Here is a 22,607-nt window from a genome sequence, read left to right on the forward strand (position 1 = left end):
AACTTAAAACATTTAATTCAATATATTTAAAATACGCTTTAAGAAAACTATCATATTTAAGTTTTACTTTTTTACCTTTATTAAAGCTATTAACTAGATAATAATTATTCGTTTTACTTTTCAGCGTTTGGAGACTGTAAAATAGTTTGTGTAAGGATGAATGATTCCTTAAATTTATTTCTTTAAACATTAGAAAAAGGAGTTCCTTTCTCGTATGATTGGTTTGAACAAAAAAACACATACAGAAAGAAGAACTCCTTCATGAATGATTTTACCAAAGATTTTGCTCAAGCTCTATTCAATCCAGACAAAATAAATGATTTATTGCGCAAAGAGCTACAACAGGCTGTTAATAACTTGCTAGAAGCTGAGTTGACTGCCTTTCTAGGCTATGATCCCTATGCCAGAAATGGCTGGAATACTGGCAATTCTAGAAATGGTGCTTATTTCCGCAAGGTTGATACCCAGTTTGGACCAATTGAAGTGCAAGTGCCTCGAGACCGCAACGGTCAGTTTCATCAGCACACGCTGCCTGACTACAAGCAGCACTCTGATGTTTTGGAAAGCACGATTATCAAGCTATACTCCAAAGGCGTAACTACCAGAGAAATCGCTGACTTGATTGAGAAAATGTATGGCAGTCATTATAGTCCAGCTCAAGTATCAAATATTTCCAAGCAGATGCTCCCCAAGATTGAGGCTTATCACAAGCGCAAGCTAAGCGACAAGTTTTTCTGTGTCTATTTGGATGCGACATACCTTCCTTTGCGCCGAGAAACGTTTGAGCGTGAAGCAGTATATATTGCCATTGGCATTAAACCTAATGGACATAAGGAAGTCATTGACTACTGCATTGCTCCTAGTGAGAACATTGAAGTTTGGACAGAGATGCTTCAAAACATGAAGTCCAGAGGCTTGAAGCAAGTTGAGCTTTTTCTTTCTGATGGTGTTGTTGGCATGAAAACAGCCTTGGCCAGGACTTATCCTAAAGCTCATTTTCAACGCTGCCTGGTTCATGTCATGCGCAATATCTGCGCTAAAGTACGCGTCGACGATCGTGAAAAGATCATGAACGAATTCAAGCAGATACATCAACAGACAAGCAAAAAAGAAGCTGCAGCTGTCTTGCACAAATTCTATGCCAAATGGAATAAAGCTTATAGCCATGTCATCAAAGGTTTGAAGGAAATTGAGCCCGATCTGCTAGTCTTCTACAATTATCCCAAACAAATCAGAGCTTCAATTTATTCAACCAATATGATTGAATCCTTTAACAACGTCATCAAGCGTAAAGCTAAGCCTAAGGCAGAATTTCCAACTGAACAGTCGCTTGATGCATTTATTGGCATCCAGGCAATGAGCTACAATGACCGTTATTTCAATCGAATTCATAAAGGCTTTGGTCAGGTTCAGGACACCTTAGAATCCTACTTTGATTAAATAAATAATTAAAAAATCAATTTACGAGAAAGATCTATTTACACAAAAGATTTGACAGTTTCAGCGTTTGAGCTAATGGTATTAATAATAAAACAATTAATATTATTAATATGTAAATCCATATTTTCATTTTATCTATGACTGGCTACATAGCCAACGCATACCGCTGAGCCAGCAATTACTCCTAAACTTCCACCTAATAAAGCTCCACCTAAGCCTCCAACAACTGCTCCGGCACCACCTACAGAACTGGCACCCATACGAATGTAATTAACACAATTACTAATTTTTCTCTGCCGTGCCCTTTTACCACCTGTTCCACCAACTACGGCACTCAATTCTTCTTCATTTAGCACTTCAACTCTACTCATTTTTATTACCTCCTACAATGAGTAATCAAGAGAAATTCATCTCTTATTTCTTTCTACATTATTAAAGTACCATAAATGGCTTTATTTTCAGGACGCATGATCGATTTAACTTTTTTTCTGACTGATTTAGCACTTGCATCCCGATTCAGTACAGTTTTTGTAAAATCTAGCACTGTTTTACAACTTTAATAGTCTCTTTACTACACTCTGATATATAGTCTTTATATAAAAAATACCAAATTAGCCGTTTTCAGACTGATTCGGTATTTTAGTATATTGCTAAATATTTGAATTTTCATTTCTTATTTTTCCGATGATAAAGAGTGAATGCTTTACCTAAGAAATAAACTGGTATAAAAATACCAACTGCAATGGTAGCAAGATTAGAATAACCTATTGAATTATTATTTGTAACATAAGCCGAAGCCATTACCAATGGTAAAAAAACTCCTAGAGAATCACTTTCAAAGTTTGTTTTCTTTTTTATACTCAAAATCATCCACAATATAAATCCTATAAAAGATGCTACCAATGGAATATACGAAAATACGATATATACTTGAGAAATCATATTTAACAATCTTTCATTCATTAGATAACTATCTAAAACTTTTCATTAATTAGAAAAGTTAGCCTTTACGAACATAACCCGCCAAGCCACAGACTGCTGCACCGCCTACGCCACCAATTACAGCACCCCATACGCCACCAAGTTTTTTTCCATATTTAACTCCAGGGACAGCGCATCCCAAAGCTGCGCTGTATGCATTAGTCCATCTATTTCCACCGATAATATTTTGTAATTGTTCTGAATTCAATTGTTTCATCTTAAATCCCTACTTTCTAATCTTACCAAACGCGCCTGAAAAGCTAGCAACCGCTGTCCAACCAACTGCGCCCCAGTGTGCTCCAACAAATCCACAACCGGGACCACAAATGGCTGAACCTAATGCAGCTCCAGTTGCAGCTGAACTTACTATACCTATGGTATTGCCTGCCCAATTGTTTCTTCCCTTTCCTTTACTACCACCAACAACAGTAGTCAATTCTTCTTCATTTAAAACTTCAACTTTACTCATTTTAAATACATCCTATAATGAGTATTCAAGAGAAATTCATCTCTTATTTCTTTCTACATCATTAAAGTACCATGAATTACTTCATTTTTTTGGTGCATGACCGATTTAACCTTGTTTTAGACCAATTCTGCACTTGCGTTCCAATTCAGTATATTTTTAGTGAAATTTAGTATTAACTTCATATACCAAAATACTAAGCCGGCACCCTCATTCACACCAGCTTAGTATTTTCTCTTTATTTAAAATAGTGAAACTAAGATAAGGATCACACCAATCAAGGTCAGAATACCTGCTCCAATGTAACCAAACCATAAAGCAAAACCACGCCATTGATTATCCTGAACAGTCTTAGAAGTTGTATTTAACTTCAAATAGCCTTGCGTATGACGAAAAGTAAATACTCCACCGATAATCAACAGGATGCCAATTACTAAATAAATTAAATGATACATAATCTTTACCTCGTTTTTTTCATTCTAAAATATCTAAGTTCATCATATACTATTTGCTTAGCTTTAGAATTATCAATTTGATTTAAAATTTCTGATGCTTGATCATACTTACCTTCAGTTATCAATAATTTAGCAAGCATCGGCTTAATTGAATATATTGTTCCTTGTGATTCTTCTTGAACTTCATCCCAATTTTGGGATCCTTGTTTAAGATAATGCTTAATGTAATTAACCGCTTGATCAGCAAGAATTGAATTAATAGCATTAATGGAACTAGCATACAAAGTCAAAAAGTTAACATCATTAGGGAACAATTTTATAGCCGTTTTTGCACATTGGCTTGCTTTATCAAAATCACCTAATGAAAGCCAAACTAAAATATACCTAGCTAATAAATACTTAGACCATTCATTAAATTGAATATTTTTAACCGAAAAGTCATCGACTTTTTCCTTAAATATAAACTTTCTTAATTTCTCAATATATTGTTCTTTAGAAATTAATCCTAAATCAATGTAATCCTGTGATATCATCGCTAGCCATCTCGGATTATTTGGTTCTAGATTCATTTGCTTTATCAATAATCTAGAGTATCTTTCTGGCTTTTTGAATTTTTGGATTTCTGACAGCACTACCCCTTTATTAATTACACTCAAATTTGTATCAATAACGGTCAATGCAGTCTTATCAACTGAAATTAATTCTTCGTGAACTAATCCATGATAACAAATGCTAGAAGATTTTCTGAACAGTACTCTTTTTCTAGTAAAAGCAGTATCATCATAATTAATTGTTTTTACAGTACATACAGGATTATTTTTCTGATTTAACAGCCCCAAAAAATTCTTTAACTCTGTGGCATCACATATTTTGCTGTCGAATTCTTCATCTGAATCTAAAACCAAAATCCAGCCATCTGGAACTAACGACAAGCACTTATTACGCATATAAGCGTAATTTTCTACCCAAGTCATTTTATACAATTTCAAATTTTTTAAAGCTAAACTTTCAATATTTTCTACGGTCTTATCTGTAGAACCTGTATCTACTATCACCAATAGGTCGCAATACTTTTGAATAGATTTTATTGCATTAATAATATTCTTCTCTTGATTTTTGACCATAATTAGTCCTGTAAGAAAAACATCATTTTTATTACTATTCATTTTGTACCGCTGAAAATGTTTAGCACTATGAAACTTGTATTCAATCATTTTACTTATACAAATTCCAATTAATAGAGCCAGGTTCAGCAGCTGACCCAATTAAACCACCAATTCCATTCACCCACTTTACCCAACCAGGTAACTTACGCTTACCACCTACAACGTCACTTAAGTCATCCTCACTAACTACTTTATACAACTTATCAAAATCATTAGAAATTTTCATTTCTATTACCTCCATAATAACTAATAAGAGAAACTCATCTCTCATTTCTTTTTACATTATTAAAATATCATATATGGTATCGCTTTCATTGAAAGAGACTGATTTAGTTAATTTTTAGATCAATTTGGTATCTGTAAACCAATTTAGTCCTTCTTTATAAATTTTTCTGTCAACCCCAATAATCCAGCAACAATCGAGATCATTGTCCCCAAAATAATCAAAATATGGTTATTTTCACTATTTGTCTGAGGTAATTGAGAATATCTAGTTTCAATATGATTAATAGTATTCTTTTTCGCTTCTAATTTAGTAGTATCCCAATTTATGGTTTCTTCATGAGTATCTTTAGTGTACTTACCTTCATAGTTAATCATCAATTTCTTTTTAGCAACTTTTGGTTTTGAACTAGCATTCATTGGTTTTGCTTTATGAGAAATCTTTTTTGATTCTGTATTCTCACTCTTAACAGAAGACGGTTCATCTTCTCTATTCACAACTTGGTTTAAATCATTATTACTACTTGCTACATTATTTGCTTCTGCAAAAATTGTCCCAGGTATAAAATCAGTTAAATTATTATCTTCTTGCATATTATCAGCGACAGGTTGTTCTACTTGTTGATCATCTACTTCATCTAAATTTGAATTAGTTTCTGAATTTTGTTGCGCATCATCTTTGACAGTTACACTCTCTACCAGCTTATTTGCTTCAGAAGAATACAAGAAGTCATACAATTCCTGTCCTGTTTTCTCCCCGCCAATCCATGCACTGACAATCTTGCCATTTATGAATCGCATCGTAGTTGGTGTACCAGGAATACCAATAACTTTAAAAGCATATTCATGAGCACCCTTTTCAGCATCAATATTAAAGTACAATAACTTTCCTTTATCAATCTTATTAAAATCCTTTAAATCTGGAGAGAATTGTCGACAATAGTAACAGGTTGGACGACCAATGTACATTACTCGGTCTTGATTATCTTGCTTAGCTATTAGATCTTTAACCTGTGCCATATCAACACGTTTAAAATCTTTGACGTTATTTTCATATTCTTCAACAGTTACGTCATCCTCATCAGATTCTTCGTCTTCTACTTGATCTTTTTTAGAATTTGAATTATTTGACTGCTTTTGTGAATTAACTGCATCAGGAGAAGTGTCTTCTGTTTCCTTGGATGAATCATTTTCTTTCGTTTGATCATTTTCAGTAGACTCTGCAGTTTGCTTTTCTCCATTATTTGGCTGCTGTTCTACTTGTTGATTAGTTTTAGGTTCTACCTCATCAGCATGAACTACAGCAGAATTCAACATAAGCAATACCACCGGACTGGCCATTAAAGTTAATATTTTCTTTTTATTCATTATTGTCATACTCCTTTTCTTATTTGACCCAAGCATATCATTTAAATATATGAAGTAGGACAAACCTACCAAAGCAAACAAAAAAATGACGGATTCGGTACATGAATAACCAAATTCGTCATTTTTACTCTAAATTGCTTCAATATTCTCAAATCTAGCCATTAACTGCTTAATTACTTTCTTGTAGGCTCTTGAATAGCTGACTTCATTTTTGTTTTCCAATATAATTACCTGATGATGAGTATCAATGGCTCTAATATTATTGGGATTGACTAACGTAGATTGTGAGACTTTAACCAAAAAATCTGCATCCTTAGCTACTTGACTTATATTACCTTTAAATTCCACATCTCCATGATCCGTCACCATATGCACCTTATGCTGCATGGTACCATTCTCAATATAAATAACTTCATTTTCACTAACCTTAAATACATTGCGACCAATCTTGTATTTAAAGTTTCGATTACCATACTTAATCATATTAGTTAGATTATCGATAGCACCACGGAGTGTTTCTTCAAGACGTTGAATAATCTCATCCGAAGACAAGTTTTTACTAATATAGTCAATCGCTCCAATTCGTCTACGATATGTCAGCGGCGCATACTTCTCATATGCAGTAACAAAGATAATCTGCGCATTCTCATCCTGTTTCTTGATGAACTCTGCTAAGTCTACCCCGTTTTTCGCTTCAGATTGCTGACTCAATTCAATATCAAGAAAGTAAATGCCATTCTTAATATCATTAGCTACAATATAGCCAACTGCTTGAGCAAAATCATTAGCTACAAAAGTCACTCTTTCCTTTAATTCACTGTAGCTCGAATTATCATCTGATAAATTTTGGATTGAACTATTAATATTAGTAGCTAATTGATTAGCCAAATCATGATCATCATCACAAACGATAATAGGATAATTAGCCATTATCTTCATCACCATCTTCCATATCAATCACCATGTAGAAGTCAAACCAGCCATCTTGAACCATGTATGAAACTGACATATCAGGATACTTTTCTTCTAGTTTTCTAATATTGGCTAGACCATAGCCCTGATGTCCTTTTTTAGTTGTAAAACCTTGTTCTTGTATTTTGCTAGTAGAGATCTTTTGATCTTTACGCACTCTATTACGAATTTCGAATTCAAAGTTATCCGGTCCATCTGAATAAGCCATAATTTGAATCTCTTCATACTCCGAAGATTTATTCTTTTCAGCCATATCCTTTATAATCTTGCTTTCTTCAATTGCATTATCGAAGGCAATTCCTAGGATTCTAACAAGATCCAATTCATCAATATTAGCCGGCAGTTTTTTTACACTGCCTCTACATTCAAAATTATAAGGAATTTTAAGATTATACATCTCTGCTAACTTGGTAATAATGATGCTTTTAATCGATTTTACATGAACATGATTTACATCCTTATACTTTGATAGCGCCGCAGGATCTAAACTTGAGTTAGTCTCTTTATCCAATTTGTGAATTACTGCTTGAACATCACCCTCTTGGGCATACAATTTTAATGAGTTTAAAACATTTTGGTAGTCATGTTTAAATTGTCGAAGATCATCCTCACTATCTTCAAGATATTTGGTATATTCTTCGAGCTGTCTTTGTTTATCTAGTTTATTTAATTGCTTTTCCCTATTAATAAGTTGCGCTTGCATTCTTAAAATAAAAACATAAGCAACACCCACAAATAGCAACTGCAAAATTAATAATAGCGAAAAAATAGCAGTAGTTAGATAACTTTGCTTTATAAAAATCTTGACTTCCAGAATAATAAGAATTGAGATATAAAAGTAAATTAATAATCCAACTATTATTTTATTATTTTTGCTTTCTAATTGATAACGTATTTTATCACTTAACTTAATTACAAAATAGAAAACAAGAATATAAAATAAGAGAACTACTACTTCCATCCATAAAATTTGTGTAGATGCTATATTAAATATTTGATTTAACACATCCACCATTAAATCAAATATTAGTGGTACAATTCCTGCTCCTGCAAGCACAAAAGGATTCCTAATTTCTTTCCAAAAAAATAAAAATATTAGAGCAAGATAAATTAAATTAGATACCAATACACCTGCATCTAATAAAAATTTTTCTGCAATAAAGCTACTTATAAAGCCAGTAATTACAAATAATAGCGATCTAGTTCTAATAGGCTTTATGTTTGCGATTTTAAAGAAACAAATAGGATCAAAAAGATATGAAACTAAATATAAAACAATAATTATATATTCCATACTATCTATCTTCTAATGCCACTTGACCTTGCCCCAAATTTGCCATACCCATCCCAAGCCGGCATGTCCTGCGACTGTACTGCTACCACCAACAACTTTACTCAATTCTTCTTCCTTCAATTCAATCTTTTTAACATTTTTCTTTTCCATAATTAATCCATCCTTTCATGAATCATTCATTACTCCTTAAATATAGCATGATTTGCCTTCCGATATACAAAAGATACCAAATTGGTCATTTTTTAGACTGATTTGGTATTTTGGTGCCAAAGCATTATTCAATAAATTCTTATCTAACTAACAGCAATAATCCTGCCCACGTTCTCTCCCATGAACGTCTTCCTTTTACCTGTCATCATTAATAAGGCAACTACCAATGGAATTAACAGTATAATAATCGCACTTATCCAGCCATCAGTGATCAGTGGACTAACTATTCTCGTTAATGGCGTTTCGCTTAAAGCGATTAGATCGACTAGACCGTGAATCGATATACTCAACCATAGTTTGCCTGTATATAGATAGATCACTGCAAATAGCATCCCCGCACCAAATGTATAAACTACCTGCTGCAATGTCGTTTCTAAATCAAACTTAATAAGAAAGGTACTTATTCCCAAATTTCCTAAATGGCTTAAACTAAAAAGAATAGAACTAATCACTATTGCAAAAATCATCCTATACTTAAAATTCCGCATAGCAACAAGCAAAATCACTAAATTCAGGTAACGCAACGTTTCTTCAAATATTCCTGCTTCTATTGCTGCCAACACAGAATTTAAAGTCACTTCAAATGTACTAAAATCCCACTGCCAAAAACACAACAAATCAGCCAAGGACGGTGCTAGAGTTACAAAAGAATTGAAAAAAGCAAACCAAACAGAAAAAGTTAACAAGAGAATTAACGCTAGCCATTGAAAGTTTTTACTTTTGCCCAATTTTAGATTCCATTGAAATTTAAGCTGCCATGCCCTAGTTATGAAAAATGCCAAAATAAAAGTAGCAAGGGCAATTATTACACCAGACCTAATAATTGCTTTAATTACACCAGATGTACCTAGAAACCTGTTAACATTGTAGCTATAGTTTAGATACAAAATGAAAATCATGAATAGTCGCATGAACCAATTTTTCACTACTGGAAAGTTAACCACTACTACTGGAATATCAACCAATAAAAGTAACACTATGCCCACAATTGAACTAACCAATACTAGTGGTTTAACCATCAAATTGAGCATAGAAGTAGTCGTGTAAATCAAAAAGTTAAATATCAGGATTAAAGTTAAGCTACCCAGCCATTGACTTGCTATTTTGATAGAATGCTTGTTTTTGCCCCATATTTTCAAAATGAAATTAAGCAACAAAATGGTTAATGCAATCCAACACATTCTAGACCAATAAAGTCGCGGCAAACTTTCACCAACTATTCCAATAATAATTGAAACTACCATGCCGATAATTAATTCTATGTCTAACAGTTTATTCCACACTTTGCTTGTCATTTCGGTCATTCCCTTTTACTACACAATGAAAAATATTTTATGCTAATTCTAACAGTTTTCAAAAAATGAGGTAAAAAGATACCGAATTAGTCATATTTCTGACTGATTCGGTATCTTTTGCTATCTAACTAAAATGAATTGATTGCTTTATCTGCCTAATGGGCTGGATGATAATACGTATGACCAATAGGAGCGCCAGTTCCACCACTGCCTGTCATCCCATCCGGTCCCATTTGCTTCGGACCAATGATTTTCATTCCAACTAGTGAACCACCAATAACTTTTTCTAACTCAACATCTTTCACTTCTCTAATCTTTTTCATTGTTCTTTTCTCCTTTCAAAAGATTACAATCAAATAATACCTTAAATCTCTATTTCAAAGTTAAAGCTGACCAATTTAGCCTTTTTTATACTAAATTAGTTGTACCAATACCAAATTCGTCTTAAAACTCAATCAACAGCAATAATTCTATCCACATTATCCTCCATGAATTTTCGTCTCTTACCTGTTAACATCCACCCGAAAATCAACACAGAAACAACCAATATAATTATTGCAGCCGGCCAACCCGTAAACATAGTTATCGATTCATCAGAGCTTGTCGTTTCCAAGTCGATTAGAAAATGGATTAACATCCCTAACCATAATTTACCAGTATATAAATAAAACACACCAAATATTAAACCAAAGCCCAAAGCATATGTAAGCTGCTGTGCTATCATGTCGATAGAATAATATGTACCATTTGTAATAGTATTCAAGCCACTTAAATGGATTAAACTAAACAAAATTGCTGATATTATCACTGCTGACGTGATTCTGCTTTTAAAGTTACGCATAGCATAAAGCAAAGCTATTATTTCTAATCCACGAATTGTTTCTTCACCAATACCAGCTGTAGCTGAAAAAGCTAATATATCTGCAGTAAAATGATATGAAATTTCATAATTATTCCAATGCCAAAAACTGAGCAATTCTGGCCACGTATCTACAATATTGAGATACGTATTAAAGAAAATAAGCCAGATCATTAGCCCCAAAAGCAACAGCCAAGATCCTAATTGAAAATTACTTGTTTTGACAAACTTTAAATTCCAACTAAATTTTAGTCCCCATGCCTTAGTTATAAAGAAAGCTAACACAAAGCTTTCCAGGGCAACTATCAAGGCATCATATACTAGAAAGTGAAGTGATTCTGGTAGATTAACAAAATTATTGATATTGAATGTCCAACTCACATCAATAATTGCAATACTTAGTACTCGGAAAAAGCCGTTCTTCAATATCGGCATTGCGACCATTACCCAGGGAATATTCACTACAAGTAAAAGAATGCATCCCATAATTGAGAAAAGTATTGCCTCATTCGGAAAGACTTGATTAAAGAAAGAGACACCATTATAAACTAAAAAATTAAACACATATGGTAATACTAAAATACTCAAGCCTTTAGCCATTACTTGGAAATAATGATTTTTGTTCTGCAACAAAGTAAAAACAAAAATCACCACTAACGAACATAATATGATCGGACTCTCTTGTTTTAAGAAAATAAATTTATGACCAATATGCAAACTAAAGCATAATGTCAGCAATATTCCGATCAATAGTTGAACTTTCAAAATCAACTCATACTGTTTGTTTTTCATAATATCCTCTTGCGTTTATACATTATCAATACTCATATTATTTTTACTTGATTTTAGCAAAAATAATACATACAGTGTTAAAAAGTACCGAATCAGTCATATTTCTGACTGATTCGGTACTTTTTTGATTGATTTTTTAACAATGGCAAAATAATGACAATCCAGTCAACCATATTCAGCCAACCATGATACCAGTAGGCTTGCCAGAATGACATGTAAGTTAATTTTTTTCTTTTTCCTCTCCAAAGATAAGTAACAACATATTTGTTATCCTTTTTACCACGTAAAGTCTGAGAAATTGCGATCAGCCAACATAATACAATCAGCAGCAAAATGATTAACAGTATAACCTTCATATCCATCCCTCAGTTCTACTTTTTCCTTAAGAAAATTGCACCCATTGCCATGCCAAACGCTAATGCCCATAACGTGTCATTAGAAAAAATCATGGTTTTTAGACTGCCATTATTCGACTTGGTAATCCAATCAAAGATGAGATCAAGCAGTACAAACACAAGCCCTGTAGCAAGACACTGGAACCAAATATTCCATGAGGAAAGCTCACCCTTATTTGAAATCAAGCTTACAGCAATCAAACCTCCAAATAATGTTCCCATTACCAATCCCAGCGCTAAAGCAATAATGATCTGCATTATGTCTAAATGCCAACCAGATCCACTGCCTATATACCATAATAATAAGGCTACGCTTACGACTGTGCCGATAACCATTCCTAAGATGATTTTCTTATTTTCACGTTCAAATTTTTGATTTTTCATTTAAGTCAACTCCATTTATCTCAAATCACAATTATTTACATTGTATTTTACATTATTGACATGCAAAAAAACTAGCATGGAATATTTTCCATGCTAGCTCTCTTAGTTGATTGATAATGCGATGTGACTTACTACTGCATCGTAGTTAGATTTTTTCTTATTTTGACTCTTAGTTTTCTTTCCAACCTAAATCTTCAAGCATTGATGCCATTGCGTTAGCTGAGATCTTGTTTTCTGCAAAATGCATTGATTCTTGCTTCCAACCGTCTTCTTCAAGCATGTTAATCATGTTTTCAGTTGAAATAGTCTTTACGTTAAATCTTAATTCAGTTTCAGTAGTTAATTCAGTCATCATCGTTATTACCTCTCAATCACTTATTTCTCTCTTCACGTATTATAATAACACCTGTTATTATAAAATTACAGTCTTTTTCGAAAATAATTTTGTTTTTTCTAAATAATATTCGTCACAAAGCTTGATAGATCAACGTTTTCTCCAATAAAGATATTTTTTAAATAATACAATAAAAAACAAAAATAACAGGAATAACCCTGTTATTTGGGGTTATTCCTGTCATTTAAATTATGCTTCTGTATATTCGCCTTCGCAGTAGTTAAATACTACTTTACGATCAGCTAATTCAACTATAATTCGTTGATATTCATGTGCATAGCCATGATGCGCTAATTTGACCGTCACTTGATCATGATCAACTTCAATATCGTACAAGTTATACTCGCCTTTTTGATACTCAAAGTCAACGCCGTTATCCTGATAGTGTCTATACTTGCCGCCATTACCAAATACTCTGAATGTCATATCTTTATCTGGTTCATCAGAAATATAGTCGACTTCCTTACCCCACGGTAGAATCGTATCTTTTTTAATAAATAGCGGTAATTTATCAATTGGAGCATCAACTAAAATTGTATTCCCACCTGAATACTCTACACCGTTCCAGAAGTCAATCCATTCACCTTTAGGTAAGTACACCGCACGCTTAGTTTGACCTTGCTGGACAACTGGAGCTATCAAAATGTCCTCGCCTACCATATACTCATCGTTTAAGTTATACACATGTGGATCATTTTCATAATTTAAGACCAACGGCCGCATAACTGGTAGCCCAGTTTGAGTTTCACGGTAAAATTCATCATATAAATAAGGAATAAAGCGGTAGCGTAACTTCAAATACTTACGGTATATCGATAAGGTTGGTTCACCAAAGACCCATGGTTCTTGTGAGCGCGTACCAAGTGCCGCATGGTTTCTATAAAGCGGACTAAACAATGCTCCCTCAATCCAACGTGTTAATAATTCTGGCGTGGTATCAGCTCCAAAGCCACCAATATCAGTACCAGCAAAGCTGAAGCCACTCAGACCCAAATTACATAATTGCGGAATCATCATTTGCACATGTGGCCACAAACTTTGGTTATCACCCGTCCAGACTGTGGAAAACTTTTGAGTTCCGGCATATGCTGCACGCGTGATTACAAATGGCCGCTTACCTGAATACTTTTTCAAACCCTCATAAGTTGCCTTAGCCATGTTGTGACCATAAACATTGTGCATCTTGTTATGCGTTGAAGCTTCTTCTTCATTATGGAAAACAACATCGCCTGGAATTTCACCTCTAAATGAAGCAGGTTCATTCATATCATCCCAAATGCCACTAACGCCCAAGTCAACTAAGTATTTGCAATTTTTAGCCCACCATTGGCGAACTTTCTGGCGACCGAAATCTGGAAATACCGCATCCCCTGGTCAAACCTCATTTACATAAACAGTACCATCTGCTGCCTTAACGAAATAGCCCTTTTCAATACCTTCTTGATAAATTTTATAATCAGCATCATCTTTTTTTACGCCCGGATCAATAATAGTAATAATCCTGAAGCCCAATTTACGCATTTTTTTAATAAACTCTTCTGGAGCTTCATAAGTATCCTTGCGCCAAGTAAAGACACGATAGCCCTTCATGTAATCAATATCAAGATGCAAGACATCACAAGGCAAATCATATTTACGCAGATTTTCCGCAATTTTTTCTACCTGCTTTTGGCTAACACTATAGCCCCAGCGCGATTGCTGATAGCCCAGAGTCCACTTCTGTGGCATTGGTACACGGCCTGTTAAGTAGGTATAATTCGTGACAACCGCCTTGAGTGAGGCCCCACCAATAACATAATAATCTAAATTACCATTATCAGCTGAATAGTAATAATAATTGTTGCTTTCCTTACCTAAGTCAATATGATTACGGTAAGTATTGTCAAAAAAGATACCGTAAGGATGACCATTTTTTAATCCTAATAAAATTGGAATCGACTTATACAAACGGGTAAAGCTCTCTACTTGCGGATCAGGATTGTCAGTATTCCAATTATCATAAGCATAGTGGCGTTTGTTCAAATAGCCGGTTTTATCACCCAAGCCATAAAATTCTTCGTCATCTGCTAGTGATTTGACCACTTCATAATAATCGCCGTCATGCTTCCCCAGCAATTTATCCACATCATGGCCTTCAGATTCAGCCAACTTCAAATGTTCCTCATCCATCTGTCGGTCAATTGGGGTTCTTTTCCCCCGATAATCTACGACCAATGGATTGCCTTGTTCATCAAAGACGTCAATTTTTTCATCATCATAAGCTTTTACTATCAACTTAGCCGTAGCTATTTCAATATGATCGCCTTTATTTTTAACTGTAAAATCAGTTTTAATTTCTTTATCGCCTTCGATAGCATAAGAATTGCTAGCATTACCTCGATCTTGAAAGAATCGCATAATTTCCGGTGTTAACACGGTCAAAATCATTGGTCCATTCTCATAGTTTAAGGTAATTTTTTGTCCATCTTTAGTAAAATCAGTAAGTTGATTAATCATAATTTACCTCTAAAAAATCAAAAGTTATGTATTCGCTTTCAATTTTAGCACAATAAGCTAATCAATTGGGTAATACCAGAAAAAACACCTTCAGAAATTTTTGTATTTAAATACAAAAAAACTGCCTTACGGCAGTTTTATTTAATTTATTCCATTGGAAAAATCTTATCTGGATTCAAAACATAATTTGGATCAAAAATATGCTTGATCTTTCTCAAAAGTTCAGTGTAATCATGACCATAGAAATCCTCAAACCAATCTTTGCGGGCATAACCAATACCATGCTCGCCAGACATATTTCCATCCAAAGCTTTAGCTGTCTTATAAAGTTCGGTAATCACATAATGACTCTTTTGCTCAAACTCTTCGTCACTCATTGCATCTGAGCAAAGATAAATATGTAAATTACCATCGCCGGCATGACCAAAGTTAGGAATTCGCATACCAACCTCTTGTTCCAATTCATCAACTCTATGCAAAACATCAGGAATATGATTAATTGGCACACAAATATCAACTTCATCCATCTTTGGCGTAGACTTTTGAATAGCCAAAAGCAATGCTTCCCGACAAGTCCAAATCTTCTTTGCTTCCTCTGAATTAGCATCTAAAATTACCGCATCAGCTGCTTTAAACTTCTTCGTTGCTGCAAGGGCAAGCTTTAATTCCGCATCCAATTCCTCTTTAGTTAAAGAATCAAGCCCTAGAATAATGAAGCCATCGCCATTTGCAATCGGGAATTTTTCATCGTAATACTTTTCCCAGAGACTAATGACCTTTCTACCCATGAATTCAACAGTAGTTGGCACTACACCTGAAGCTAAAATTGCTGGCACTGATTTAATCGCATCATCCAAAGTAGGGAACGGGATAATAGCGTTAATTGATTGCTTCGGACGTGGATATAAACGCATGGTAACTTCAGTTACTACACCTAAAGTCCCTTCTGAGCCAATGATCAGGTCTTTTAACGAATAACCTGATGAGGACTTAACTGCCTTAGCACCAAATTTATAGAGCTTACCATCGGTTAAAACAACCTTCAATTCGCGGATATGTTCTCGAGTAACGCCATATTTAATTGCTTTCAACCCACCGGCGTTAGTATCCACATTACCACCAATTGTAGCCCAATGCATTGCTGGAGCTGGCATATAAGTAAATGGTTTATTGGCTAAATATTCTTCAATATCTTTCAACCGAATACCTGCTTGCACAGTCATCGTTAGACTTTCTGGCTCGTATTCCAAAACCTTATTCATTTTCACCATATCCAGTGAAATGCCACCTTCAACGGTTAAATTGCCACCCATTAGACCAGTCGAATTACCACGCGGAACGATAGGAATATGATGATCGCTTGCATATTTAACAACGTTTTCGACTTCTTCATTAGTTTCAGGTTGAATTACCAAGTAAGGCATTGCTCTAACCGTCTTAAATTGGTCATGATCCCAATGAACAGTTGGCTTAGTAATGAATCGCTCTGGATCTGAGATAAATTTACTCAAATTATCTATATCTGTTGCAGTTAATTTTTTAAAGTCCATCTTTGACACTTCTTTCCAAATTGAAACATCCTATATTAACTAATGTATCCGCTTTTGTAAGCGGTGTCAAAAACAAGAACTAAAGATTTTTTTATCTAAAAAAGCAAATTTCCATACTACCTCACTTTAAAATGCGATAGTATCGACTTTCATTTAAATAACTATTACACAAAATATGAAAACAAAAAAACTGCCTTACGGCAGTTTCTAGTTAAATAAATCCGACATCTTAGTTGGAATATTATTGTTTTTCACAAAATACTTTTTAAAAGTAGGTAAATCTGCATTTTCTTTTTTCACATACATATCATGTAAAGCCCAAAATGCAGTGATTAACAAATTAACACCCAAGACAATTAACATACCGATTAAAATATATACTAAGTAAAGCATTGATCTATCCCCCGCTATATCGTCACTTGACCCAGAGTCGCATCTTCAATGAAGTATCTGACGAAAGCTTGATTGAAGCTCATGCCCTGGCCGTTGTAAACATGCCACTCTTCGCGTTTGGCACCTACAGTTCTAATGATTGAAATTACTGTGCAAATTACCAAATATGCGATTAGCACGTTAAAAATTATTTTCATTACCAGCATGTCTACACGTCCTCTCTGTACTACTCAACTAATACACTAATATTTATTAGTCAATTTGTCAACATCTTTTAGTATTTACTTTTTTCTCCCCAGGTATAAAAAGCCATAGATAGCTGGTCCGATCACTACCGCCCCAGCTATAGAAACTATAATCACTGCAATAAAGCGAGGCATAGCAAAAAATTCCGAGCTAAATTTCATACAGGCCCAGGCCCCAAAGAAAAAAATCGCCCAGCCAATTAAAATTGAAATTAGCATATTTAAACCTGAAAATTTAGGTTTAGAGTTTTTATTGTTCATCAAGTTTTCTCTTTCATAAAAATATTGTGCCACAAATTGAAGGTCAATAAACAAAAGTGACAGATTCGGTCGTTTTTTAGACTTATTTGGTAAAAAATAAGGGAGATTAAGCAAAATATGGCGCTTAATCTCCCTTTTGAATCAATAATTATTTGCCCATAAGACCTGAAAAAGCCATTCCTAAGGCAGCACCACCACATGCACCTGCTTTAGCTGATACGGGACGAGCATCACTAGTAATTGCATAATGAAACTTCATCACATCATGTGACAATTTACTTTGCCAGCTTAATGGATCAAGACCAACTCGAATTAAGTTGCAGACATAATTAGCTGATTCACCATTTTCTAACTCATGCTTTGCATCAAGTAGGATTTTTCTTTCTTCTGGCTTAGTATCTTCATTTACTAGTAGGTCAGTAATATTACTTAGTAGCCATTGTTTTAAATCATCTTTATTTTCTTGATACATTTTTATCCCTCTTTTTCGACTTTTTCATTAATATCAGGATGCATCCCTACAACCATTTTAGAATCTTTCATGTTCTTCATCGATTCATTTATTTTAATAAAAAGCTCTGCAAGTAGCAGAGCTTTTTACCTCATTGCAGAGTTACTTATACATATACTTAGCACATGCTTTTTTAGAATCCATACCATTACGAATCTTCAAAGCTAATTCAATCGATACATCCGCAATAATTGATTGTGGGTCAATCACATTGTAAGGATGATCTGGTGCCTTTTCCTGAGCTAACGACAATTCTGTACATCCCAGCAAGATTACGTTGCAGCCATAATCATCATGCATTTTTTGCAAGATCTGGTGGTACAATTTACCATCAACCATTCCCTTTTCTTTAATATCGGAATAAATGAGCTTATTAACCATCGGTTGAATTTCCGGACCACCTAATTCTGCCTCACGGTGAACCGCATGAATTTCATCCACATACAAATGATCATAGATTGACCCTTCAGTCGCAATCAAGCCAATTTTCTTTTCTTGTGGGTATTTTTCAATAAATTGATGCACTGCTATTCTCATCATATGTAAAAATGGAATATCAGTCAATGCAGCCAAATCATCATAAAAATAGTGAGCGGTATTGCATGGCATCACATAGAAGTCTGGTCCCAATTTGGCTTGGCCCAGCACATCGTCACGTAAATCATAGAAAAAGTTTGGTTTAGTATGATCTTTAATATAAGCCGTTCTATCAGGAATTTGTGCATCATTAACCAAAATATAATTTAAATAATCTTGGTCCTTAGCTATTTTTACACGGTGATTAATTAAACGAACGTAGCTTTCTGTGGCAATAGTTCCCATGCCGCCAATAATACTAAAGAAGTGTTTCACTATTTTCACTTACTTTCTAAAGTGTTCTTCTTGACCTTCCAACTCATTAATTACCTGCTGTGCAACCACAATATCAGATGGATATGGGGTATTTACTCCGCGAATCTTTTGGAAAGCGTCAGCCCCCTTACCACAGATTAGCACAACATCATCTGGCGTAGCCATGGCAATCGCATCATGAATGGCCTTCTTACGATCTAACTCAATAGTAACGTCGCACTTAGAGTGATCTATTCCTGAATCAATTTCTTCGGCAATACTCTTTGGATCTTCAAAGCCTGGATCGTCTGTAGTTAAAAATGCTTTATCTGCGTATGCAGTCAAACTTTCACTAAAACCGGGACGACGTGACACGCCTTTATCACCAGGAGCTCCAACAACAACAATAATCTTAGGATCGTTGAATTCGTTACGCATAAATCTCATTAAAGCCATCATTGAGGCCTTATTATGAGCGTAGTCAACTACAACCATGCCGTGCTTCTTTGTTCTTTCGGTTTGCATCCGGCCTGGAATAGTAACATCGCGAATACCCTTCGCACATTGATCATGGTTAAGTCCAGCCAAGCCTGCTCCAATAATTGCGGCAGTACCATTTGACTCGTTGAAATCACCCAGCATCTTTAAAGTATAATCACCATTAATTGGCAATTTACGTGCCTTATCACTAGCACAAACTAAATTGAACCGAGTTTCTTTCATATCTAATTGTTCAGAAGAGAATCTGAAATCAATTGGCTGCTTCAAGTCTGGATTTTCAAAATTATCGCGGGCAAACAAATAAATACTATCGGGGTTGGTAGTAGTTGTTGCGGCAGCGTAGACTTCATCAAAGTGTGCAGTTTCAGCGTTGATAATACATTTACGTGAGTTAACAAGCAATTGTAATTTGCAGTGCAAATAATCTGCAAAATTAGGGTGTTCGTTAGGACCAATATGGTCTGGACTAATATTCAGGAAAAAGCCTAAATCATAAGTTAAACCGAAGACACGATTTTTCTTATATGCTTGACTAGAAACTTCCATTACCAAGTGAGTCATGCCATTATCAACAGCCGTTCTCATGTCTCGGAATAAGTCCAAACTCTCTGGTGTGGTCAAGCTTGACTTAAAGCTATCTTCAGGCTTAGGACCGACCACATCATTAACTGAAGAAATCAGAGCTGTCTTACCACCATTTGCTTGATCAAGCATCCCTTTCAAAAAGTATGCTGATGTAGTCTTTCCCTTTGTACCAGTGAAAGCTACAACAAACAAGTCATCTTGTGGAAAACGGAAGAAAGCAGCTGACAAAAGAGCCATTGCCTTAGAAACATCGCGCACAATTAAAGCGTGCATTCCTTTTCCTTCTGGATATGGTTGTTCAGCTACATAACAAATGGCCCCATTGTCTTTAGCCATTGACAAATAAGTTGGTCTAAAGCCTGCTCCCTTGCAGAAGAACAATGTATTAGTTTGAATATCGCGTGAGTCATAAGACACATAGTCCATTTTAGTAGCTACTGTATCTTGCACTGCGCTTGACTTGAGCAAGTGATGCTCTTTTAAGATTAATATACAGGTATTTAAGGAAATACTCATTAGCTTTTCTCCTCGTTGTATTTAAAACATTTCAGTCAAAATTATAACACAGCTAGTGTGTTGGTGACGCTTTCTTCGGATCAAGTGGCAAACGAATAATAAAACTAGTCCACTTTTCGTTTGATTCACAGCGAATTGTACCATGGTGTAAATCAACCACACCTTTGGTGATAGATAATCCCAGACCAGTTCCGCCTGTCTTAGTATTTCGCGAAGTTTCTACCCGGTAAAAACGCTCAAAGATTTTATTTAATGATTTCTTCGGAATTGGTGCCCCATTATTTTCAACGCGCAACTCTACTTCACGTTTGTTGACTAAATTGGCTACCAATTTAATTTTAGTTGCCCCTGTACCATACTTGAAAGCATTAGAAATCAAATTATTGTAAACGCGGACCAGCTTTTCCGCATCAGCCTTAATCGTTAGATTCTTTGGCCGCGCTTCAATCTCTATTTCAATGCCATTTTTTTCTGCTTCTAATTCAAAGCCGGCCGCTACCTGCTCCAACATTGAATAAATATGCAAATCATTCAGATTTAACTTAGTATTGGTCGACTTTAAAGTAGTATATTCAAACAGATCGTTAGCCAGTGCTTTCATTTGTTCTGCCTTAGTATAGGCAATATTGACATACTTTTTCTGATCTTCTGGCGAAGTCACTCCTGCTTTTAACAAACCAAGATAACCAATAATTGATGTTAGCGGCGTTCTGATATCGTGCGAAACATTAGTGATCAATTCATCCTTAGATTGCTCAATTGCCCGTTCTTCATTAATCGAATTTACAGTACTATCAACCAACGAATTAATCGAATCCACTACTCGTTGCAATTCTGGTCGTACCTGAAAATTAATCCGATGATCAAAATGACCATTAGCAATATAGTGAAGTTCCAAAATAATGTGACGTAGCTGCATTTGGTGATAGCGTCGAATCAAGCGCCAGTACAAAACAACCAAGTCGCCCACTCCCATTAAGACGATGAATACGTTTTGCCAGGACCAGAGATGATAGCCACCTGCAAAAGTGATCGTCTTTTTTAGAAAGTAGATTCCGTTGACCAGGCTTTCATCCTGCAAAATAGCTAAGTGAATCAGAATGATAATTGATAAATTTAATAAAAGCAGAAGGACGACCGTTACGACCCCTTCTGCAAACAATTCGCTCTTTTCGGCGCCAGTTAGCTTGACGCGTTCTTTTTTCATCTTATGCCTCGACCTTGTAACCTACGCCCCAAACAGTTTGGATGACATCCTCACCATCAGTGGCTTTTTGAATTTTATCACGAAGGTGTGACACGTGTACCATGACAGTTTTAGCTGAAACAATTGATTCTTGTTGCCAAACACGTTCAAAGATTTCATCAGCTGAAAAAACACGGTTAGGGTGACTAGCAAGTAAGTATAAGATACCGAATTCTAAGGCAGTTAATTGGATAGTCTTACCATCAATAGTCTTAACTTCATGTGAATCACGGTTAATTACCAATGGTCCTACTTCCAAAATATCTGGTTTTTCATTCTTAACTTGCTTTTGACTTCTTCTCAAAAGTGAACGTACACGAGCCATTACTTCAAGTGGATTGAATGGCTTAGAAACATAGTCATCGGCACCAGTGATTAATCCTTGAATCTTGTCCATATCACCGGTTTTAGCAGAAACAATAATAATTGGAATATCGGAGTCTTTTCTAACTTCCTTAATTACATCGATTCCTGACATATTTGGCATCATCACATCCAAAATCATCAAAACGATATCTGGCGTAGTGGTCAATTTAGTAATTGCTTCCTTACCACTATATGCCGCAACAGGTTCATATCCTTCATTTTTAAGGTAGATACTTAATAGTTCTACGATTTCTTTGTCATCATCAACAACTAAAATTTTCACGAGGAATGTTCCCCCTTCTTGTTTATTATTCTCTGTTTTTCTATCTACAGTTTAGCAGATATCATATAGAATATTTTACACATTTTAGAAAAATATACTGCTTTCATTATCCTTTTTAAACAAAAGCTAA

At 35.0% G+C, this 22,607-nt stretch carries 26 protein-coding genes and 1 pseudogene; 1 reads left to right on the forward strand and 26 read right to left on the reverse strand.

The window, feature by feature from the left end; translation table 11 throughout:
• The first annotated feature begins 261 nt into the window (after positions 1-261).
• Entirely contained in the window at positions 262-1,440 is a 1,179-nt protein-coding gene (locus J6L97_RS09925; RefSeq protein ID WP_005728142.1) for an IS256 family transposase, read from the forward strand.
• 131 nt (positions 1,441-1,571) lie between these two features.
• Here the strand turns inward: J6L97_RS09925 and J6L97_RS09930 are convergent, their stop codons facing one another.
• The 26 genes and pseudogenes from J6L97_RS09930 to croR form a co-directional block, all read right to left on the reverse strand.
• A complete protein-coding gene (locus J6L97_RS09930) occupies positions 1,572-1,811 on the reverse strand; it encodes a Blp family class II bacteriocin (protein ID WP_013642495.1) in 240 nt (79 codons plus the stop codon).
• A 295-nt stretch (positions 1,812-2,106) separates the two neighbouring features.
• Complete coding sequence (locus tag J6L97_RS09935; RefSeq protein WP_223876349.1) at positions 2,107-2,403, reverse strand: hypothetical protein; 297 nt, start codon at positions 2,401-2,403, stop codon at positions 2,107-2,109.
• A gap of 37 nt (positions 2,404-2,440) precedes the next feature.
• Entirely contained in the window at positions 2,441-2,638 is a 198-nt protein-coding gene (locus J6L97_RS09940) for a Blp family class II bacteriocin (protein WP_013642497.1), read from the reverse strand.
• A 9-nt stretch (positions 2,639-2,647) separates the two neighbouring features.
• On the reverse strand, positions 2,648-2,890 hold the full coding sequence (locus J6L97_RS09945) for a Blp family class II bacteriocin (RefSeq protein WP_054832766.1): 243 nt from the start codon (positions 2,888-2,890) through the stop codon (positions 2,648-2,650).
• Positions 2,891-3,129: 239 nt separating this feature from the next.
• Positions 3,130-3,342 (reverse strand): hypothetical protein, encoded by a 213-nt coding sequence (locus J6L97_RS09950; RefSeq protein WP_013642499.1) that lies wholly within the window; start codon positions 3,340-3,342, stop codon positions 3,130-3,132.
• A 5-nt stretch (positions 3,343-3,347) separates the two neighbouring features.
• Positions 3,348-4,508, reverse strand: coding sequence for a glycosyltransferase (locus J6L97_RS09955; RefSeq protein WP_158083624.1), 1,161 nt, complete (start codon positions 4,506-4,508; stop codon positions 3,348-3,350).
• A 49-nt stretch (positions 4,509-4,557) separates the two neighbouring features.
• On the reverse strand, positions 4,558-4,734 hold the full coding sequence (locus tag J6L97_RS09960) for a hypothetical protein (protein WP_013642501.1): 177 nt from the start codon (positions 4,732-4,734) through the stop codon (positions 4,558-4,560).
• Between the two features lie 143 nt (positions 4,735-4,877).
• The gene (locus tag J6L97_RS09965) at positions 4,878-6,098 is read right to left on the reverse strand and encodes a DUF6568 family protein (protein WP_057726576.1); all 1,221 of its coding nucleotides are present in this window, start codon (positions 6,096-6,098) and stop codon (positions 4,878-4,880) included.
• 129 nt (positions 6,099-6,227) lie between these two features.
• Entirely contained in the window at positions 6,228-7,028 is an 801-nt protein-coding gene (locus J6L97_RS09970; RefSeq protein WP_057726588.1) for a LytR/AlgR family response regulator transcription factor, read from the reverse strand.
• Complete coding sequence (locus J6L97_RS09975; protein WP_081036407.1) at positions 7,021-8,364, reverse strand: sensor histidine kinase; 1,344 nt, start codon at positions 8,362-8,364, stop codon at positions 7,021-7,023. Before J6L97_RS09975 ends, J6L97_RS09970 begins: the two co-directional genes overlap by 8 nt.
• Before the next feature lie 12 nt (positions 8,365-8,376).
• A complete protein-coding gene (locus J6L97_RS09980) occupies positions 8,377-8,514 on the reverse strand; it encodes a hypothetical protein (RefSeq protein WP_155515505.1) in 138 nt (45 codons plus the stop codon).
• 143 nt (positions 8,515-8,657) lie between these two features.
• Entirely contained in the window at positions 8,658-9,869 is a 1,212-nt protein-coding gene (locus tag J6L97_RS09985) for a CPBP family intramembrane glutamic endopeptidase (protein ID WP_057726577.1), read from the reverse strand.
• A 155-nt stretch (positions 9,870-10,024) separates the two neighbouring features.
• Entirely contained in the window at positions 10,025-10,192 is a 168-nt protein-coding gene (locus J6L97_RS09990; RefSeq protein ID WP_013086945.1) for a hypothetical protein, read from the reverse strand.
• A gap of 128 nt (positions 10,193-10,320) precedes the next feature.
• Positions 10,321-11,520 carry a CPBP family intramembrane glutamic endopeptidase gene (locus J6L97_RS09995; RefSeq protein ID WP_013086946.1) on the reverse strand — a complete coding sequence of 400 codons (1,200 nt, stop codon included), beginning with the start codon at positions 11,518-11,520 and terminating at the stop codon, positions 10,321-10,323.
• A 92-nt stretch (positions 11,521-11,612) separates the two neighbouring features.
• Entirely contained in the window at positions 11,613-11,882 is a 270-nt protein-coding gene (locus J6L97_RS10000) for a hypothetical protein (protein WP_216786109.1), read from the reverse strand.
• A 9-nt stretch (positions 11,883-11,891) separates the two neighbouring features.
• Positions 11,892-12,299, reverse strand: coding sequence for a hypothetical protein (locus J6L97_RS10005; RefSeq protein WP_054832759.1), 408 nt, complete (start codon positions 12,297-12,299; stop codon positions 11,892-11,894).
• Positions 12,300-12,468: 169 nt separating this feature from the next.
• Positions 12,469-12,654, reverse strand: coding sequence for a hypothetical protein (locus J6L97_RS10010; RefSeq protein ID WP_013086948.1), 186 nt, complete (start codon positions 12,652-12,654; stop codon positions 12,469-12,471).
• 228 nt (positions 12,655-12,882) lie between these two features.
• Positions 12,883-15,189, reverse strand: a pseudogene (locus tag J6L97_RS10015) (glycoside hydrolase family 31 protein).
• Between the two features lie 146 nt (positions 15,190-15,335).
• On the reverse strand, positions 15,336-16,739 hold the full coding sequence (locus J6L97_RS10020; RefSeq protein WP_057726579.1) for an FAD-binding oxidoreductase: 1,404 nt from the start codon (positions 16,737-16,739) through the stop codon (positions 15,336-15,338).
• A gap of 207 nt (positions 16,740-16,946) precedes the next feature.
• Positions 16,947-17,132, reverse strand: a complete 186-nt coding sequence (locus J6L97_RS10025; protein WP_005720986.1) for a hypothetical protein — start codon at positions 17,130-17,132, stop codon at positions 16,947-16,949.
• A gap of 281 nt (positions 17,133-17,413) precedes the next feature.
• Positions 17,414-17,638 (reverse strand): hypothetical protein, encoded by a 225-nt coding sequence (locus J6L97_RS10030; RefSeq protein WP_005726533.1) that lies wholly within the window; start codon positions 17,636-17,638, stop codon positions 17,414-17,416.
• A gap of 148 nt (positions 17,639-17,786) precedes the next feature.
• Positions 17,787-18,110 carry a bacteriocin immunity family protein gene (locus tag J6L97_RS10035; RefSeq protein WP_054832757.1) on the reverse strand — a complete coding sequence of 108 codons (324 nt, stop codon included), beginning with the start codon at positions 18,108-18,110 and terminating at the stop codon, positions 17,787-17,789.
• Between the two features lie 141 nt (positions 18,111-18,251).
• Complete coding sequence (locus J6L97_RS10040) at positions 18,252-19,001, reverse strand: aspartate/glutamate racemase family protein (RefSeq protein WP_005721782.1); 750 nt, start codon at positions 18,999-19,001, stop codon at positions 18,252-18,254.
• A 9-nt stretch (positions 19,002-19,010) separates the two neighbouring features.
• Positions 19,011-20,582 (reverse strand): UDP-N-acetylmuramoyl-L-alanyl-D-glutamate--2,6-diaminopimelate ligase, encoded by a 1,572-nt coding sequence (locus tag J6L97_RS10045; protein ID WP_005720979.1) that lies wholly within the window; start codon positions 20,580-20,582, stop codon positions 19,011-19,013.
• A 52-nt stretch (positions 20,583-20,634) separates the two neighbouring features.
• On the reverse strand, positions 20,635-21,789 hold the full coding sequence (locus J6L97_RS10050) for a sensor histidine kinase (protein WP_057726580.1): 1,155 nt from the start codon (positions 21,787-21,789) through the stop codon (positions 20,635-20,637).
• 1 nt (position 21,790) lies between these two features.
• The gene (croR, locus tag J6L97_RS10055) at positions 21,791-22,477 is read right to left on the reverse strand and encodes a response regulator transcription factor CroR (protein ID WP_005720977.1); all 687 of its coding nucleotides are present in this window, start codon (positions 22,475-22,477) and stop codon (positions 21,791-21,793) included.
• Positions 22,478-22,607: the final 130 nt, after the last annotated feature.

Source organism: Lactobacillus crispatus (assembly GCF_018987235.1).
Lineage (GTDB): Bacteria > Bacillota > Bacilli > Lactobacillales > Lactobacillaceae > Lactobacillus > Lactobacillus crispatus.